This window comes from Halopseudomonas sp. SMJS2, assembly GCF_029866945.1.
Lineage (GTDB): Bacteria > Pseudomonadota > Gammaproteobacteria > Pseudomonadales > Pseudomonadaceae > Halopseudomonas > Halopseudomonas bauzanensis.
Genome location: NZ_CP123445.1, coordinates 1270827 through 1288035 on the forward strand (window position 1 = coordinate 1270827; position 17209 = coordinate 1288035).

A 17209-nucleotide genomic window follows, 5' to 3' on the forward strand; every position below is an offset into this window, starting at 1 on the left:
CAAACATTCGTTTGACTTGCAATTTTGTTGCGTGGGGATGCTCCATTGGAGTCAAGCTGGTTTGAAATGGCTGATTGGTCAGATTTGTTTGATGAATGGCCGCTTAGGACAAATGATTTGGCCATCCAAGACAGGTTCTTTCTGTGGTGCTCGTGACAGACTCGGAAATGTCCTGAACGTGTCTCTTTGATACACAGGTTCATGTCACCCAAACGGAGCAGCACAATGACAAAAAAAATGCATGCTTGGTCGCTCGCGGCCTTGCCCCTGGCTATCGGATTGGCCAGTTTTTCAGGTTCTGCAAACGCAGTCAGTTTCAACATCGGGGAAGTCGAGGCTCAGCTGGATTCGCAGCTGTCGATCGGGGCGAGCATGTCTACCGCTGGCCGGGACAAGCGCCTGTATTATCTGCGCAGTGAAGGTGGTGAAGCTGCAGCACGTACCTCCGATGATGGTCGCCTGAACTACGACAAAGGCGATGTTTTCTCCAAAATTTTCAAGGGCTCCCATGATCTCGAGCTGCGCTACGGGGACTCGGGTGCCTTCATTCGTGGCAATTACTGGTACGACTTTGAAACCAAAGACGGCAGCCAGGATTTCTACGATATCGATGATTCCGGCCGTCATCCGCTGCAGAAAGGCGCGGGTATCCAACTGCTGGACGCGTTCGTTTATCACAACTACGCCATTGGCAATAACCCTGGCAACGTCCGTCTGGGCCGTCAGGTGGTCAGCTGGGGTGAAGGTGTCTTCATCCAGAACGGTATCAACGCCATCAACCCCATCGATGCCTCCGCTTTCCGCCGTCCCGGCGCCGAGCTGAAGGAAGGTCTGCTGCCGGTCGAGATGCTGTACATTTCCCAGGGCCTGACTGAAAACCTGAGCATGGAAGCCTTCTACCAGCTCAAGTGGCATGGCACTGTTGCGGATAACTGCGGTACGTTCTTCTCCACTACTGACGTGGCGGCGCGTGGTTGCACCGACCGGTTGATCTTTAATGGTGTAGATTTCCCACAGGGGGAGGCTCAAGCTCCTTTCTATATCGCCCGTACCCAGAAAGATAAAGACGCCAGTGATAGCGGCCAGTTCGGGGTGGCGTTCCGCTGGTTTGTGCCAGAGTTGAACAACACTGAGTTCGGCTTCTACGCAATGAATTACCATAGCCGAGGCCCCGTATACTCAAACGAGGTAGGTGGTCTGTTGGCTGGCCAAGCCCCAACACCAGGTTATGATGGCGGCGCCGGCGGTGCTGGCTATTTCTTTGAATATCCGGAAGACATTCGTCTGTATGGCATCAGCTTTGGTACCGACATTGGCGGTATGTCTGTAGCTGGTGAGATCAGCTATCGTCCGAATATGCCGCTGCAGATCAATACTGGAGACATGAGTCGCGCTGCATTGTATTTAGGGGCTGGCGCTGCTGATAATACGCACCGCTACCAGCCCGGCGAGGTTCAGGTCGGCGATTATCTCCAAGGCTATGAGCGCAAGGAGTTCTGGCAGGCGTCCATGAGCGCGGTCCATTTTATTGATCGCGTTATGGGTGCGAGCCGCCTGGCATTGATCGGTGAGGTCGGTGCGAACTATATCAGTGGCATCGGTAGCGGCAACGGGGAAACCAAGTTCGGTCGCGACTCGCTGTTTGGTCAAAGCCCCTACGCCGATGGTAGCTGCGATTCCAATGTTGCAGATAACCCGCACGGTGCGAGCTGGTGCGAGAACGATGGTTTCTATACCGACTTCTCCTGGGGCTACCGTCTGCGTGCCTCCCTGGACTACAGCAACGTGATTGCCGGTATCAACCTGAGCCCGAACATCGCCTGGTCGCACGACGTTGAGGGTTACAGCCCGAACTTCGTGGAGAACGCCAAGTCGGTCAGCCTCGGGGTGAATGCCGACTATGCCAACAAGTACAACGCCAGCCTGAGCTACACCAACTTCTTTGATGGCAAGTACAACACTCTGGTCGACCGCGACTTCGCCGCAGTCAGCTTCGGCGTAAGCTTCTAAGGTTTTGGAGAAAAATAATATGCGTATGCAAAAAGCAGTATTGGGTGCATGTGGTCTTGCCTTGAGCATGATCGCCACTGGCGTGATGGCTCAGAGCCTGACCCAGGCAGAAATCGATCAGTTGGGTAACACCCTGACGCCAGTCGGTGCGGAAAAGGCCGGTAACGCGGCAGGCACCATTCCCGAGTGGACCGGCGGCCTGGCCAAAGATGCTGGCAAGCAGATCGAGCGCGGCTTCTGGGAAAACCCCTATGAGAACGAGCAGCCCGAGTTTGTCATCACCGCCCAGAACTACCAGGAGCACAAGGACAACCTGACCCCCGGTCAGATCGCCATGTTCGAGCGCTACCCGGAAACCTTCCGCATGCCGGTATACCAGAGCCATCGTAGCGTTGGCCTGCCGCAGTCAGTGTATGACCAGATCAAGCAGACCGCTGGTCAGGCCAAGCTGGTTAATGGCGGTGACGGTATCGACAACTTTACCCATGGCAGCTTTGCTTTCCCGATCCCTAAGGCCGGCGGCGAAGTGGTATGGAACCATCTGACCCGCTATCGCAAGAACGTTCACCGTTCCTACGTACAGGCGATGCCGCAGACCAATGGCTCCTATACCTTGATCAAGTTCGAGGAAGATGTTGCCTATCCGCAGTTCATGCCTGACGTGGATCTGGAAAAGGCCGCCAACGTCCTGGTCTATTTCAAGCAGCGGGTGAACGCTCCAGCGCGTCTGGCCGGTAACGTGCTGCTGGTTCACGACACTCTGGATCAGTTGAAAGAGCCGCGCATGGCGTGGGTCTACAACGCCGGTCAACGTCGTGTGCGCCGTGCTCCCCAGGTAGCCTATGACGGCCCGGGTACCGCTTCTGACGGTATGCGTACCACCGACAACTTCTCCATGTTCAGTGGCGCGCCGGATCGCTACAACTGGGAGCTGGTCGGCAAGAAGGAAATCTACGTACCGTATAACAGCTACAAGCTGTCTGATCCGAAGCTGAAGTACAGTGACATCCTGCAGGCCGGTCACATCAACCCGGAACACACCCGCTTCGAGCTGCACCGTGTGTGGGAAGTTCAGGGCAACGTGAAAGACGGTCAGCGTCACATCTACGCCCAGCGTAACTTCTTCTTCGATGAAGACTCCTGGATGCTGAACCTGGCTGACCATTACGATGGTCGCGGCACTCTGTGGCGTGTAGCCGAAGGCCATCTGGCCCACGCTTACAGCGAACAGCTGCCGGGTTACAGCACCGAGACCCTGTACGACCTGCTGGCAGGCCGTTATATCGCTCTGGGCATGTACAACGAAGAGTCCTCCGCACCCAAGTTCGGTATGACGCCTTCGTATAACGAATTCACTCCGGCAGCCCTGCGCTCCTCGGGTGTTCGTTAATAACTGATCACTTTCGGTGATTGAAAAAGGGAGCCCTCGGGCTCCCTTTTTTCATGCAAGTCCCAACGGGAATTTGCACCAAACTTTTCCGGAAACGGTGCTGTCCAAAACCACAGCGGGAGGGGTTTTTGGCAAGCAGAAGCCTCTTCGTTACGTTGGGACCGCGGAACATTGTGGTTCAGCTCTTCACCAACAAGAGGTAATCCCATGAATAATATCGTTTACATCGTCGGCGCTGTGGTAATTGTCTTGGCTATCCTGTCGTTCCTCGGGTTCCGCTAACCCTCGAAGCGCCGGTGCGCGCCGGATCTATCCACGGCTGCGGACAGGCAGGCAGGTCCGCAGCATGGTTACGAACCGGTTCGGGCTCGCGGCGCTGAATACCTCAAGCAAACCTGCAGCATCCATGGTGCGCAGCTGCCGGTCGAAGGACAGGGCGTTGCGCAGGGCGGGCCAGCAGTGGGCGGGCAGATTGGCTGGCCGTTGCAATGACTGGTCCTGCTGCATGTCTTTGGCCTGCTGCGCGGTCAGCCGGCTGAACGGGTGCAGCCCGCCACTCAATTCATAGAGTATGCATGCCATGGCGTAGACGTCCGCCGAGGCGGTCAGTGGTTCGCCATTGATCAGCTCCAGTGCCGCGTAGCGAGGGGTCCAGGCGGCGATACGCTTGCGGCTGAGGCGCGGTAACCCTGGCAGCAACCCGTCCATGGCCTGTCCCAGGCCAAAATCGAACAGGCGCACCCCATCTTCCGTGAGAATGACGTTGCTCGGCTTGAGATCGCCATGCAGCACCCCATGGCTGTGGGAACAGACCAGCGCCTGTAACAGAGGGATGGCGATGTCCTGCAATTCTTGCCAGGGCAGGCCAGCGGGGTGTGCCTCGATCAATTGATCCAGCGTCGGGCCCTTGAGCAATTCCATGGTGATGAAGGCGCGCTGGCTCGGACGGTCGATGGCGAAGTCATGCAGCCGTACGATATTGGCGTGGTGCAGGCGGTTGGTCAGGGCGTACTCGCTGTAGAGCAGGGCGTTGGCGTCGGGATATTCCAGAAAGCTTTCATTCAGCGCCTTCAACGCCACCCAGGGTTCGGGATCGCCGAAATGGGCGCGCAGCAGGTCCTTGGCTCTATAGACGGCCCCCATGCCACCCACACCCAGCAGGCGTTCGATACGATAGCGTTTGCACAATACCTGGGGCAGCACATCGGCGTTGCCACCTGCGGCTTTCGGCGGCGTTGGCGATTCAACCTCGGCGCGGGCGAGACGGGTGAGTTTGGAAGAGGGTATTTCGTTCTCTGTAGTCGTCATCTCGGAATCCATGTCTCAGCGGCGAATTACCACGGCACTGATGTTGTCCCGCGCCGGCCCGGCCAGGCACTGGTTGAACAGTCTCTGGAGCGCCAATGAGGGGGAGGGAAGGTCCATGGCTGCACCGATGGCGTCGGGCAGCAGGCTCTGGTAAAGCCCATCGCTGCACAGCAGCAGGGTGTCGCCCGGATAGACGGTGAAGCGGATCATGTCCAGATCGAGTTTTTCATGGGCGCCAATAGCTCGGGTCAGCGCACGCGCTGACGGGTGTCGCGCCGCCTCGGCTGGGCTCATCCGCTGATCGCGGATGAGCTCCTCCATGAACGAGTGATCGTGGGAAAGCTGAAACAGCCGCCCACCACGCCACATATAGCAACGGCTGTCGCCCGCCCAGAGACAGCAGGCCTGATCGCCACGGGCTAGCAGCGCAACCACGGTGCTGCCGACGATGGTCTCGGGTTGATCAGCATGTACTGTCAGGTCCAGGGCCAGATGCCGGTTCAAACTATGCAGCGTCGAGCGTAGCCAGTCGACCTGCTGATCCAGGTCGAGGAAATCCGGCAGCTCGGCCAGTCGCTCGACGATCAGGCGGCTGGCCAGGTCGCCGTTCTGGTGGCCACCCATGCCATCAGCGACAATCCACAGACCCAGCTCGGGGAGGGCGAGAAAGGCATCCTCGTTGCGCGCCCGCACCTTGCCGGTATCGGTGCGGGCGGCGCAGCGCCAGCTGCCTGACGTCGCTGCCATTACAGTTTCGCCGGCAGACTGAAGCCGCGCATCAGACTGATATCGAATGGGTTGGGTGAGCGCTGGCTGTGCAGCAGGTAGTTCGCTCGCATGCCGCCCAGACTGGCCTTGACCAGCAATACATCGCGGTCATTGTGATGGGCGACTTCCATCTGATCCAGCAGGCGGAACAGCGACCAGGCGCCGGAGTTCTGTTCGATACTGGTGCGCTTGCCACCCAGATCCTCCACGGTCAGCGTGATGCGACCATCTTCCGCCGTTGCCGGCCAACGGAACGGGGTCTGCACGATGGGGCCATGGCGATACTCCATATTCTGGTCGCCGAAGCGGAAACTCGCGCGACCGAGGCTGGAATCCAGCGAGTAAGGTTCCAGTTTGAACAGGATCTGCGGCTCGTCGGGGCTTTCACTGAAGAAGCTTTTGCGAATGGTTTGAATACGGCTCATCTGCGCCAGGAACTGACTGGACAACGGCAGGCCGCGCCCATCGACCCGGCGCAGGTGGTAGCGGTTGGCGCTGCCACTGACGAAGGGACGCAAGTAGTTATCGAAGAAGTTGTCCGCCACGCCATGGACCTTGAAAAATTCACGGAAATCGGTCAGAGCCACTTCGCTTTCAGTGTTGGCGAGGAAGGGGTAGCGCTGGTGCAGGGAGGCCCGGTAGGGCGCATAGAACTCGCTGCGATAGCGCTCGGCGATGTACCGGTAAGCATCATCCAGCACCAGCATCCAGCTTTCTGCCGCCATGCTGCTGAACCAGTTGCCGATCGGCTGGGGCAACAGATCGGCATTGGCGCGTACCTGGTTGATTGCATCCTGGCGACCGGTCATGCGTACCTTGGCCATCTCGAAGGCGGCCTGCTGCGGTGAGCTGGCATGGGCCAATCCGGACAATTGCTGCTGCAGACCGTTGAGGGCCTGCATGGCGGTGGCCAGTTCGGGGCTGGCGGCACCCTGCTCGTTGAGCAGGCGATGCAGCGGCTCAAAGCGGCGCTCCAATAGTTGCCGAGCATTGTTGGTCGCGGGGCCGACTACCGACAGACTATCCGTATCCGGCAGGCCATCGACGGGTGGCTCGACCATTGTGAACCGGGTGTTATCACGCACCTCGGTAAGCAAGCGCAGCAACGGAGAGCTGGAGGTGGTAAGGCCGGCCAGTTGCTGCGCTGCTTGATTGGCATTGATCAGCGGTTCGGATTTCAGCAGTGACAACGCCTCGGACCAGTAGTTGGCATAATCCTGAAAATACAGCTGTTCCATTTCCGCCTGCAGCCGCTCCATGTCCTTGCTGCTGAGTTTGTCATTCTCGCCGAGTACCCAGTTGTCCTTGAGAATATTGCCCACCAATCCTGCGCCACGGTCGGCGAACATCTTCTGGTAGCCCTTGCGGGTGTAGAAACCGGGAATGCCGTAGTTGCTGCCGGTGACCAGTGTGGCGTTGGGACCCAGATGGTGGGCCAGACGGTACTCCGGCAGACTCTCGGCCTGTTCGCCCAGGCTGCGGTACAGAATGCTGGCCAGGGATTCGCTACGCAGTTGCAGTCGCGCTTCGGCAACCAGACGGCCATTGAGCCGGTAGGGCGAGAACGACTCGTCCAGCAGGCGGCGGAAGTGGTTATTCAGCCCTTCCTGGACGCGATTGTTGCCGGGGTACAAACGTGACCAGTCGGCGGCCATCCAGTTCTGCAACCAAGTGGCATCCCGGCGCCTTTCCAGGTTGAGCATCAGATAGGCACGCAGGTTATCCAGCAGGCGTTCGCGGTTGTTCATGCTGTAGCGAATCTGCCGTTCCAGCTGCTGGCCGACCCGCGGCAGCAGTAAGGTTTCCAGATCCCGGCGGTAGGCCTGGTACAGCGTCGATTCTACCTTCTCACCCTGATACAGCCCGCCGCGATGGCGCCAGGCAACCTGGTCCGCCGGTGGGAACAACTGACTGGCCGCATAGCTGGCATCGAGCACGCCGAGAATATCCCGCGCGTCATCCCGTGACTCGATACCGTGGCGTTCCTGGCCGAGTTCGCGGCCCATTTCCCGCAGCCGTTCGAGGCGGTCATGGTTGTTGGAGAAGCCGCTGGTCCAGGTAATGCCCAGCGCCATCAGACAGACGACGGCGCAGGCATACATGCTACGCTGACGCCAGTTGATGCGTTTCACCTCGCGCTGATCCAGCCCGGCCAGCTCGGATTCAGGAAACACCACCCGACTGAGCAGATGCTGAATGAAGCGCGCCTGGCCGCTGCGCAACGACGGCAACTCGCTGGCCAATGGCGACAGGTTCTGACCGATGCTGGCAGTCAGCGGGTCGACCTGGCTCTGCAGGTGCGGTGCGCTGGTCAGATAGAACCCGCGCAGCTGCGTTGCCTGCTGGTAGCGATTGCCGGAGAAGGCCAGTTCGATGAACAGACCGAGACGCTCGCCGATCTGGCCCAACTGATGGGGAAAGTCCAGGATGCGGCCGCGGCGCTGGGTGTCGCGCTCTTGATGCAGGCGGGAGATGACCTGGCTGTTGAGTCGGCGCAACAGTTCCTCGAACTCCTCGCGAACAACCTGAATACTGGTGCTGTCCTGGCCCTCCCCGAAGGTCGCGCCCAGTACCTGATCGGCTTCATCGCGCGCCAGCTGATCGAAGTACTCATCGAAGCCGAGCAGTTCATCGGCCTTGCTCAGCACCAGATAAACAGGCACGTCCATGCCCAGCTTCTGGTTGATCTCCAGCAGCCGTTGGCGGGTCTGCCGGGCCAGGGTTTCCAGACCCAGCTCGTTCTGGCCAAGTAGCTGATCCATGGGCACGTTCACCAGCACGCCATTGAGCGGGCGCGGCCGGCGGCGACGCAGCAGGGTCAACAGGGTCTGCCAGGCCAGGCCGTCGATCTGGTTGTCCGGCTGGGTGAGATAACGGCCAGCGGTATCGATCAGCACCGCATGCTCGGCGAAATACCAGTCGGCATGGCGAGTCGGGGAAATATCCCGGGTCATGCGTCCCTTTTCGCTCTTGTTCAGCGGGAACTCGATGCCGGAAAAATCCAGCAGGCTGGTCTTGCCGCTGCCCTGGGGGCCGATCAACAGGTACCAGGGCAGCTCACTGCGCCAGCGCTCGCTGCGTCCGCGGTAGAAACTGGAGCGGCGCAGGGTGCGGACGGCGTTGCGATAGCGGTTGTGCAGCTCGTACTGCTCTTCGACGATGATGCCTTCGCGGCGCAGACGTTCCTGCGCCTGTTCGTCGTCCTCCTCGGCCTTCTTCTGCTTGCCGTTGCGCCAATGGACGAAAGCCATGCACAAGCCCCAGATGAGGACGATGAGGCTGATAAGCAGCAGGCGGTTGGCGACCGGGGCGAGGATCTTGCGGTCATTGATGGCCAGCAACGGGCCGCTGAACCAGACCAGCACAGCCAATGCCAGCACGACGCACAGGCTCAAGGCCCAGCCCTGGCGAAACAATGCGAGAGCGCGATACAAAACAGATCTGATATTCATTGGCCGTCTTCCCTGGATGACAATGAGCTTTCAACCGGAGCCTGGCTGATCCAGGGCTGCAGTACGCTGGCGCGCTGTTCACTGAGGACCCAACTGAATCCGCCGTACATCACTGCCAGGCAGATTGCCGTGGACAACGCCACCAGCCAGCCGGGGATGATCCGGATCAACTGGCCACCCTTGTGCTGCAAACCTTCCCAGTGGGGAGAAATGTCTCGCGGGATGTCGCCCCGCAGCTGGCGGATCTGGCGGAACAGGCTGTCGCGGATCAATTCCAGTTCCTGCATGCCGCGCGGCAGCACGCGATACTTGCCTTCGAAGCCCAGGGACAGGCACAGGTACATCAACTCCAGCATGGCCAGGTGTTTCACCGGATTGCGTGACAGACGCTCGAGTAGCAGGAAGAACTTCTCGCCACCGAAGGTCTCGTTATGGAAGCTGCTGAGCAGGCTCATCTGTGACCATTCGCTTTCATTGCCCCAGGGGGTGGTGACCACCGCCTCGTCAAGGGTGGTGCAGATAACGTAGCGAGCAGCCATTACCTGGCTGCTTTCCATGCCTTCCTGCAGGGTGCGGTGCTCGAACAGCTTGATCTCGGTAATCAGCCGCTCGCGCAGGTGCGGCAGGTCCTCGGTGGTATGGCTGTGCTTGAGCCGCACCACTTCGGACAGCAGCGTCGCCGCTGCACCAGTGAGCGGGTTCAGGCTGAGATTGAAGCTTTCGGCGGGGCGTACCCGCGCCGCATAGATCATGCGCTCATCCAGTTGCTCGAACTTCGCCGGTGGGGTGAAGTCGGTCAGCGCAGTCTGTGCCGGCGCTTCGTTGCCGCGGTGGAGGATGACGGTCTGGTCATCCTGGCCGTGATGTAGTTCCCTGATTGTCATGTCAGCTCCTGATGGCCCAGAACATCATTTCCAACCCGGGGAATTCGCCGGAAACGTGGAAGGCGAAACCGCCTGAACGTTCCAGCTGTGCCAGGTCTTCGGAGCTGAGTTCCAGCGCGAAATAGGTTTTGCCCGAATGGAAGGGGATCTGCCGTGGCGCTACTGGCATGGGCCGAATGCGGATGCCGGGCAGATGCAGGTTGACCAATTGACGGATGCGTTCCACCGGACCGATCTTGAGGTGGGCGGGCAGGCGTTGGCGCAGTTCCTCTGAGTCGCAATGGGCACTGGCGGCGAGTACGAAGGAGGCATTGCCGAGCAGCTTGTGATCATTCAACGGCGACACCTGGATACCGTACTGGCGCTGCTGCAGGGCCATCTCGATGGCGTGCTGCTCCAGCACCATGGACAGCACCTGGCGGATGGCGGTCATCAACTTGCGGAAGCTGGTGCCCTGATCGCTGTGCTGATAGCGGCCTTCCAGCCGCGGCCGGCGGGCCTCACCGGAGTAGCTCGACAGCTCGCCGAGCATTGCCAGCAGATCGCGATAGATCTGCTCGGGATGGATTTGTTCCTGGGTCAGATAGTGACGCAGCACCGGCTCCACACGGTTGATCAATTGCAGCATCAGAAAGTCGCCCACTTCCGCGGCACCGGTCTTGCCGGTTGCCCGCACACGCTCGGCCAGGATGTCACCTCGATGGGCGAGCATGCCGACAACTTCCTTGACGCAGGACTGGAGGAAGGGGCTGGTCTGAAAGTGCAGATGGGTGGCGATGTAATCCTGATCCAGGCTCACCACACCGTCGGGGGTGGTATCCAATACCTGGCACAGTTTGAGTTGCACACAGGCCTGACTCTCTTCACCATCTGCCAGCTGCAGCCGGAAATCCGGCTGGCCGCAGCTGACCTGAGCCGAGCTGCTGTCGCCTGCATTGGAGTCGGCTACCTCGGCCTGGCGCGCAACGTAACGGGCGAGCACGTCTTTCTGCTCCGGTCGCCGGGCCTCGATGTGATTGCCACTGACCAGGGGCAGGGTGAGATAGACCGGTGTGTTGCTGGTGTTGGGTGGAATATCCAGCGCCAGGGGCTCCTGCTCGGTACCCAGTTCGAACAGGGTACCGTCGGGCAGGATCCCGCTGGCCTGGTTGATCACCAGCTTGCCGGTGGTGAGAAACTGGTGATCGATCTCCAGCTGGAAGAATCCCCAGCTGCAACTGGTCTGCCGCTGGGTCCGGGCCTTCAACTGGTAATCGTAGTAGCGGTCGTTCTGCTGGAAGTGCTGCGGACGCAGCAGCATGCCTTCCTGCCATATGACTTTACGTGTGGCCATGATCAGTCTTCCCTGGCGGATGCAGGCGTGCTGATGCCCCGCGCGTCGAGATACAGCTCGGCCTGGTTGTGGCTCTTCTGCTTGAGCGGGATCACGTAGCGCCAATTGGCCTCGGGCAGGTTGCGATAGGCAGCGAGCACGCCGATATAGCGGCTCTCGGGTTGCGTCGACAGTTTGTAGCTGCGCTTATCACCAGGGCGCAGTTCGAGCTCTTCCTGGCTTACCAGGTCGGGCGTGAGCACTTCCCGGGGGCGTTGATACAGCGAGAAAAATTCGGTGTTCTCGAAGGCCACTGGATTGCGCAGTTCGATCAGTCGGACCACGATCGGTGAAGGGCGGTCATTGATGTCCGGGTTCAACCGGGGACTGCCTTCGAGGGTCAAGTCCAGCTTGGTGGTGCTGGAAAAGGGCGAGCAGCCGCTCAGGGCGAGCAGGGTGCACAGAGCAAGCAAAAGCATGGGACGCGGCATGGCAGTCATCCTTGAAAGTCATTGTTGAGGGTGGCGATAAGGCGAATCTGTTCTTCGTAGGCGGTGGCAAAGTCCCGGGCGAACAGGCGTTCGCTCCATTCATTGTTTTCTTCCAGCGCGTTGTACAGCCGCATATAAGCGCGCCAGCGACCGCCTGCAGTGCTGATCAGCGACTTGTTCTCCCGCTCGAAACGCAGCGTCAGCTGCTCGGGGGACAGGTGCTCCAGCATGCCCTTGACGGCGGCACGGCTGGCCGCGATCAGCGCCACCTGATGAGCCTGTAGATCCCGGAACGCACGGCTTACCGCCTGTTCCGCGGGCAACTGGCCGGGCTCGCTGTCGCGCAGCAGGATGGTCAGCGCGGCGGTGGCATCGCTGCTGTGCTTGAGTGGATTATTGCCAGCGGTCTGCACAGTGGTCTGGGCCAGGCGCATCTCGCTTTTCAGGTCGCTGCGGGTACGCAGGCTCTGCTGCAGATTGCCCACACTGATCTTCAGCAGCCGGGCGACACGCAGCGCCAGCGCTTCGCGCTGCGTATCATCCAGCTGTTCCAGATCCATCCCCAGTTCGCTGCCGAAACGCTCCCAGAAACGCGGCGGCTGGCGTTCCTGCTCGGGGGCCGGCGCCGGGGCGGAGGGCGCCGGTGGGGCGACCAGCTCGGGCACCGCCAGGCTTTCCATATCGACACGTGCATAGTCCTGCTGGGCCTGCCGTTGAGGGGCCAGGCCGGGCATCGCCAGCTCATCGGTCTCGTTGTACAGTCGCTCCTGCTGATCCAGCGCATTCAGCGGGTCCAGGTCGAGAAAGGCATCGTCGGGGATGATATTGTCCGCGCCGGGGGAGCCGCTGGCGTGGTCGAGGAACACCGACGGGTCCTGAATCAGCCGTGCCCGGATCTCCACCTCGCCAAGGCGGTACACATTGCCATGTTCGATGCGCTGGGGCTCGCCCTTGTTCAGTCGCTCGCCGCTGCCCGTCAGCTCGATGCCATTGCTGCTGGTGTCGGTCAGATAAAAATGACCGTCATGATGACTGATACGTGCGTGCTGGCCGGAGATGACCCGCCGCGTGTCGGGGATCACCCAGTCACAGCTGTCGGCGCGGCCGATGATGCCGCCGGCCTGCTTGAAGCTCTTGCTGATGGCCAGACCGGGCATCTGCTGCGGGGCGCTGACCACATCGAATACCAATTCCATGGTGAGGTACTCCTGGCGCTACGGGCGGCGCTCGGCCGCGGTGGGGTCTCCCAGCGGACGGTAGTCGCCGTCGCTGAGCTTGTAATTGGCACCACAGCCGGCCAGACACAGAGTCATGGCCAGTAGCAGCAGGCTACGCCGGCGGCGTCGGGACTGTTGCACGCATGTCGAAATGGAAGATCCGAACATCATCTATTGCTACTCCTTGGGTTATCCGGGCAATTCAAGCGGCGGTCATTGACGGGCATCGGCTTTCTCCCGCGATCTGATGTCCGCCGCACAGATATTCAGGCGCTGCATGCGGTAAAGCAGCGTGCGGCGGGGCAATCCCAGTTCGGTGGCGGCACTGGTCTGGTTGCCCTGGTTGCGGCGCAGTGATTCGATCAGCAGGTTGCGTTCAACCTGTTCCAGGCGCTCGCGCAGGTTGCGACTGGTATCCGCGGCGTCTTCCAGCGAGAAGTGCTCGGGTAGCAGCTCATTGCCGTCGCACAGCAGAATGGCTCGCTCGACTACCCCCTTGAGTTCCCGCACGTTGCCGGGAAAGGGGTAGCCGAGCAGCTGCGACTCGGCGGCCTGCGACCAGCGACAGAGCGGACGCTGGAGAAAGGCGCAGGCCTGTTCGGCAAAATGCCGGGCCAGCTGCAGGATGTCCTGGCCACGTTCCTGCAGTGGCGGCAGCTCGATGGGGAAGTGCGCCAGCCGGTAGTAGAGGTCTTCACGGAAGGTGCCGGCTTCCACCAGCAGCTTCAGGTCACGGTGGGTCGCAGCGATGATGCGGACATCAACCTTGTGTGTGTCGGTGCTGCCCAGTGGCCGCACTTCGCCTTCCTGCAGCACCCGCAGCAACTTGGCCTGCAGGCTCAACGGCATGTCGCCAATTTCATCGAGGAACAGGGTGCCGGTGTCGGCAGCGTCGAGCAGGCCGGTATGATCCCGGTCGGCGCCGCTGAAGGCGCCCTTGCGGTAGCCGAACATCTCGCTTTCCAGCAGATTCTCCGGCAGCGAAGCGCAGTTCTGTACCACGAAGGGGCGGGTACGCCGGAAACCGTAATCATGGATCGCGCGGGCCACCAGCTCCTTGCCGGTGCCGGTTTCGCCGGTCAGCAGCACATTCACGGGGTTGTGCAGTACCTTGCCGAGCAACTGATAGAGCGTGCGCATGGCCGGGCTGTTACCGATCAGTCCGTAGCCGCTGGGGCAGGGGCGATCCGGTGCCGGCTCTGCCGTGGCCGGGGCGGGCACGGTATCGACCCGCTGCAGCAGACCGAGCTGGCTCACCGTGAAGTTGCCTAGCAACCCCAGGGAGTCGGCAAAGTTGCCCAGGCGCAGTGACTGGGTGCTGGCGGTGAGCAATACACCGAGTACATGCCGGGCTTCGGAGAGCAGCGGCAGGCACAGCAGGGTGCGCCACGGCGTGGCACTATCCGGCAGGAAAGCGGTGTCATGCAGGCTGCTGTCGAGCGTATCGATGGCCAATATCTGGTTCTGGCACAAGCAGTACTGCAGCAACTGTTCGCGGTGATAGTCGCTGGGCAAGCCGGCCTGTTCCCGGATCTGCCAGTTGTTCTCATGCCATTCGGCCGCCAGGGTCAGTTGGGTATGGGTGTCATCCAACAGGTACAGCTGACTCAGTTCGCAGCCGGTCAACTGACTGGCCGACTCAACCAGGCCCTGGCACAGGCGGCGGCTGTCGGTCAGCCCTGCCAGCCGGGAGAAGTGTTCGAGCAGTGCCTGGGCATAGCGCAATGGCTGCGGCAACTGGCTGAACATCAGCGGTGCTTCAGGCGAATTCACAGATAACCCGCCCTTCGTCAGTGACTGTGGCCTGTACCTGCCGCAGGGTCTCGCCAGTGGCCATCGCATCCAGCAGACGATCGACGGTCATGGCTTGCAGATGCCGGTCGATCAGTTGATCGATCAGGCGGGCGCCCATCTCACTGTCGCCGCAGAGGTCGGCGAAATGGGCGGCCAGCTCCGGTGTATGACTGAAGCTCAAGCGGCGACGCTGCAGCCGCTCGGCGAAGCGCTCCAGCTTCAGCGCAACCAGTTCCTGCAGGACTTCGCCAGCGACGGGGTAATAAGGCACCACCTTCATGCGGGCTAGCAGCGCCGGCTTGAAATGGCGGCTCAGCGTCGGCCGGATGGCCTGTTCCAGCTGTTCGGCGGTGGGACGTTCGCCGCTGCGGCACAGCTCGACGATAACCTCCGACGCCAGATTGGAGGTGAGCAGAATCAGGGTATTGCGGAAGTTGATCTCCCGGCCTTCGCCGTCATTGGCTACGCCCTTATCGAAAATCTGGTAGAAGATGTTGAGCACATCCGGGTCGGCCTTCTCCACCTCGTCGAGCAGAATCACCGAATAGGGCTTCTGCCGAACCGCCTCGGTCAGCATGCCCCCTTCGCCGTAGCCAACGTAGCCGGGCGGAGCGCCGATCAGCCGGGACACACTGTGCTTTTCCTGGAATTCGGACATGTTGATAGTGGTGAGAAAACGCTCGCCGCCGTACAGCAGGTCGGCCAGTGCCAGCGCCGTCTCGGTCTTGCCGACGCCACTGGGGCCGGCGAGCAGGAAGACACCGGTGGGCGCATCCACTGGTGTCATGCCGGCGGCGGCGGCGCGGATGGCGCGGTTCACCGCCTGGACGGCCTGCTCTTGACCGCGCAGTCGTTGACGCAGATCGTCGCTGAAAGTCGCCACCTTGGCGTTATGCTGGCGCGCCAGTTGGGCCAGCGGAATGCCAGTCCAGTGGCTGATGACCTCGGCGACCAGGCGCGGGCAGACTTCATGGCTGACCAGCACGCCATCAGCCTGTGCAGCATGAAGTTCAGCCTGGGTCGCGCGCAGCCGAGATTCGAGGTCGGCGCTTTCTGTCTCCGCTTCCGGCAAATCTGCGCTTGTTGCCTCGTTGGCCTGGCGCGCGGCGGCGCATTGCTTGCGCAGTTCGAGCAGGCGCAGCGCCAGATCCCGTTGCGCTTCCCAGTGTTGCTGCATATCGATCAGTTCGCTGCGGGCGCTGAGCAGCCGGTTCTCCAGATGATCCAGGGCCTCGGTATCGATTGCCAGACCGGCCTGTTGATCGCGGCGCATGGCGTCGCATTGGCGGTCGCCCTCGGCCAGCTCCTGACGCAGGCTTTCGATGGCTTCAGGTGCCGCCGCCAGATTGATACGCACCCGCGCGCAGGCAGTGTCCAGCACATCCACCGCCTTGTCGGGCAATTGGCGGCCGGCCAGATAGCGGGCCGACAGTTCTGCTGCCGCGACCACCGCATCATCGCGTAGATAGACCCCATGACTCTGCTCGTAGACCGGTGCCAGTCCGCGCAGGATGGTGATCGCCTCGCTGACCGTCGGCTCGTGCAACTGCACCGGCTGGAATCGTCTGGCCAGCGCCGGGTCCTTCTCGAAGTATTTCTTGTACTCGCTCCAGGTGGTGGCGGCGATGGTGCGCAGCTCGCCACGGGCGAGGGCGGGTTTGAGCAGGTTGGCCGCATCCGAGCCACCCGCCTGCCCCCCAGCGCCGATCAGGGTGTGGGCCTCGTCGATGAACAGGATGATCGGCTGCTCCGATGCCTTGACCTCGTCAATCACCGCCTGCAGCCGCCGCTCGAACTCGCCCTTGATGCTGGCGCCGGCTTGCAGCAGCCCCAGATCCAGGCACAGCAGTTCGGTATCCTGCAGTACTGGCGGCACCTCGCCTTCGGCGATGCGCAGTGCCAACCCCTCGACAATGGCGGTCTTGCCGACGCCGGCCTCGCCGACCACGATGGGGTTGTTCTTGCGGCGGCGAGCCAGGATATCGATCATCTGGCGGATGGCTGCATCGCGGCAGAGGACCGGATCGAGCCGACCCTCGCGGGCCTGGCGGGTGAAGTTATGGGTGAAGCGTTGCAGAGCTGATTCGCCGTTCCCGGTGCCACCTGGCGCTGGGGTAGCGGGTTGTTGTGAGCGAGCGAACTCACCCAGGCGCTCGGCGTTCAGGGTGCCGAGGATCGCCATGTAAGCGGTTCCGGCATAACGCAGCGGGTTGCGCAGCAGAGCGAGAATCAGCGCCGCCTGGTCGATCTGGCTTTGCTTGAGTTCCAGCGAGGCCGTCAGCAGTGCATCCTGCAGCCACTGCACCAACTCGGTGGAGAACACCGGATTGTTGGTTGCGCCCGATTCCGGACGGGGCTGCAGTACTGCCGCGAGTTCATCGGCGCTGCTGCCGGCATCCTGCAATGCGCGTACCAGCAGGCTGTCGGAACGGTTCAGCAGGCCATCGAGCAGGTCTTCGATCAGTACCTTGGAGCCACCCCGGCTGACGCAGCGTTCGGCGGCGGCTTCCAGGTCGCGGCGGCTGTCAGCGTCGAGTGCCTGTACCAGTTGTTGCAAATCCAGATTGATCATTATCCGTCCTT

12 protein-coding genes are annotated in these 17209 nt (G+C 61.1%); 2 read left to right on the plus strand and 10 right to left on the minus strand.

Annotation, left to right across the window (positions count from 1 at the left end):
- Positions 1-225: 225 nt before the first annotated feature.
- Both QAO71_RS06070 and QAO71_RS06075 read left to right on the plus strand, forming a co-directional pair.
- A complete protein-coding gene (locus QAO71_RS06070) occupies positions 226-2010 on the plus strand; it encodes a DUF1302 domain-containing protein (RefSeq protein WP_136869352.1) in 1785 nt (594 codons plus the stop codon).
- 25 nt (positions 2011-2035) lie between these two features.
- Positions 2036-3400, plus strand: a complete 1365-nt coding sequence (locus QAO71_RS06075; RefSeq protein WP_136869402.1) for a DUF1329 domain-containing protein — start codon at positions 2036-2038, stop codon at positions 3398-3400.
- A gap of 309 nt (positions 3401-3709) precedes the next feature.
- Here the strand turns inward: QAO71_RS06075 and QAO71_RS06080 are convergent, their stop codons facing one another.
- From QAO71_RS06080 to tssH, 10 genes are all read right to left on the minus strand, one after another.
- Entirely contained in the window at positions 3710-4708 is a 999-nt protein-coding gene (locus tag QAO71_RS06080) for a serine/threonine-protein kinase (protein WP_280165495.1), read from the minus strand.
- Positions 4709-4723: 15 nt separating this feature from the next.
- Complete coding sequence (locus QAO71_RS06085) at positions 4724-5455, minus strand: protein phosphatase 2C domain-containing protein (protein ID WP_136869354.1); 732 nt, start codon at positions 5453-5455, stop codon at positions 4724-4726.
- The gene (gene tssM, locus QAO71_RS06090) at positions 5455-8928 is read right to left on the minus strand and encodes a type VI secretion system membrane subunit TssM (protein ID WP_280165496.1); all 3474 of its coding nucleotides are present in this window, start codon (positions 8926-8928) and stop codon (positions 5455-5457) included. Before tssM ends, QAO71_RS06085 begins: the two co-directional genes overlap by 1 nt.
- A complete protein-coding gene (icmH, locus tag QAO71_RS06095) occupies positions 8925-9812 on the minus strand; it encodes a type IVB secretion system protein IcmH/DotU (protein WP_280165497.1) in 888 nt (295 codons plus the stop codon). The genes tssM and icmH overlap by 4 nt, the downstream gene beginning before the upstream one ends.
- A 1-nt stretch (position 9813) precedes the next feature.
- A complete protein-coding gene (tssK, locus tag QAO71_RS06100) occupies positions 9814-11145 on the minus strand; it encodes a type VI secretion system baseplate subunit TssK (protein ID WP_280165498.1) in 1332 nt (443 codons plus the stop codon).
- A 2-nt stretch (positions 11146-11147) separates the two neighbouring features.
- On the minus strand, positions 11148-11615 hold the full coding sequence (gene tssJ, locus QAO71_RS06105) for a type VI secretion system lipoprotein TssJ (protein WP_036991085.1): 468 nt from the start codon (positions 11613-11615) through the stop codon (positions 11148-11150).
- Between the two features lie 5 nt (positions 11616-11620).
- On the minus strand, positions 11621-12811 hold the full coding sequence (tagH, locus tag QAO71_RS06110) for a type VI secretion system-associated FHA domain protein TagH (RefSeq protein ID WP_074780603.1): 1191 nt from the start codon (positions 12809-12811) through the stop codon (positions 11621-11623).
- A gap of 18 nt (positions 12812-12829) precedes the next feature.
- Positions 12830-12928 carry a hypothetical protein gene (locus tag QAO71_RS06115; protein WP_235818281.1) on the minus strand — a complete coding sequence of 33 codons (99 nt, stop codon included), beginning with the start codon at positions 12926-12928 and terminating at the stop codon, positions 12830-12832.
- A 117-nt stretch (positions 12929-13045) separates the two neighbouring features.
- Positions 13046-14581 carry a sigma 54-interacting transcriptional regulator gene (locus tag QAO71_RS06120; protein ID WP_136869404.1) on the minus strand — a complete coding sequence of 512 codons (1536 nt, stop codon included), beginning with the start codon at positions 14579-14581 and terminating at the stop codon, positions 13046-13048.
- A 10-nt stretch (positions 14582-14591) separates the two neighbouring features.
- Positions 14592-17198: a type VI secretion system ATPase TssH gene (gene tssH, locus QAO71_RS06125; RefSeq protein WP_136869358.1), complete on the minus strand. Its 2607-nt coding sequence runs from the start codon at positions 17196-17198 to the stop codon at positions 14592-14594.
- Positions 17199-17209 lie beyond the last annotated feature (11 nt).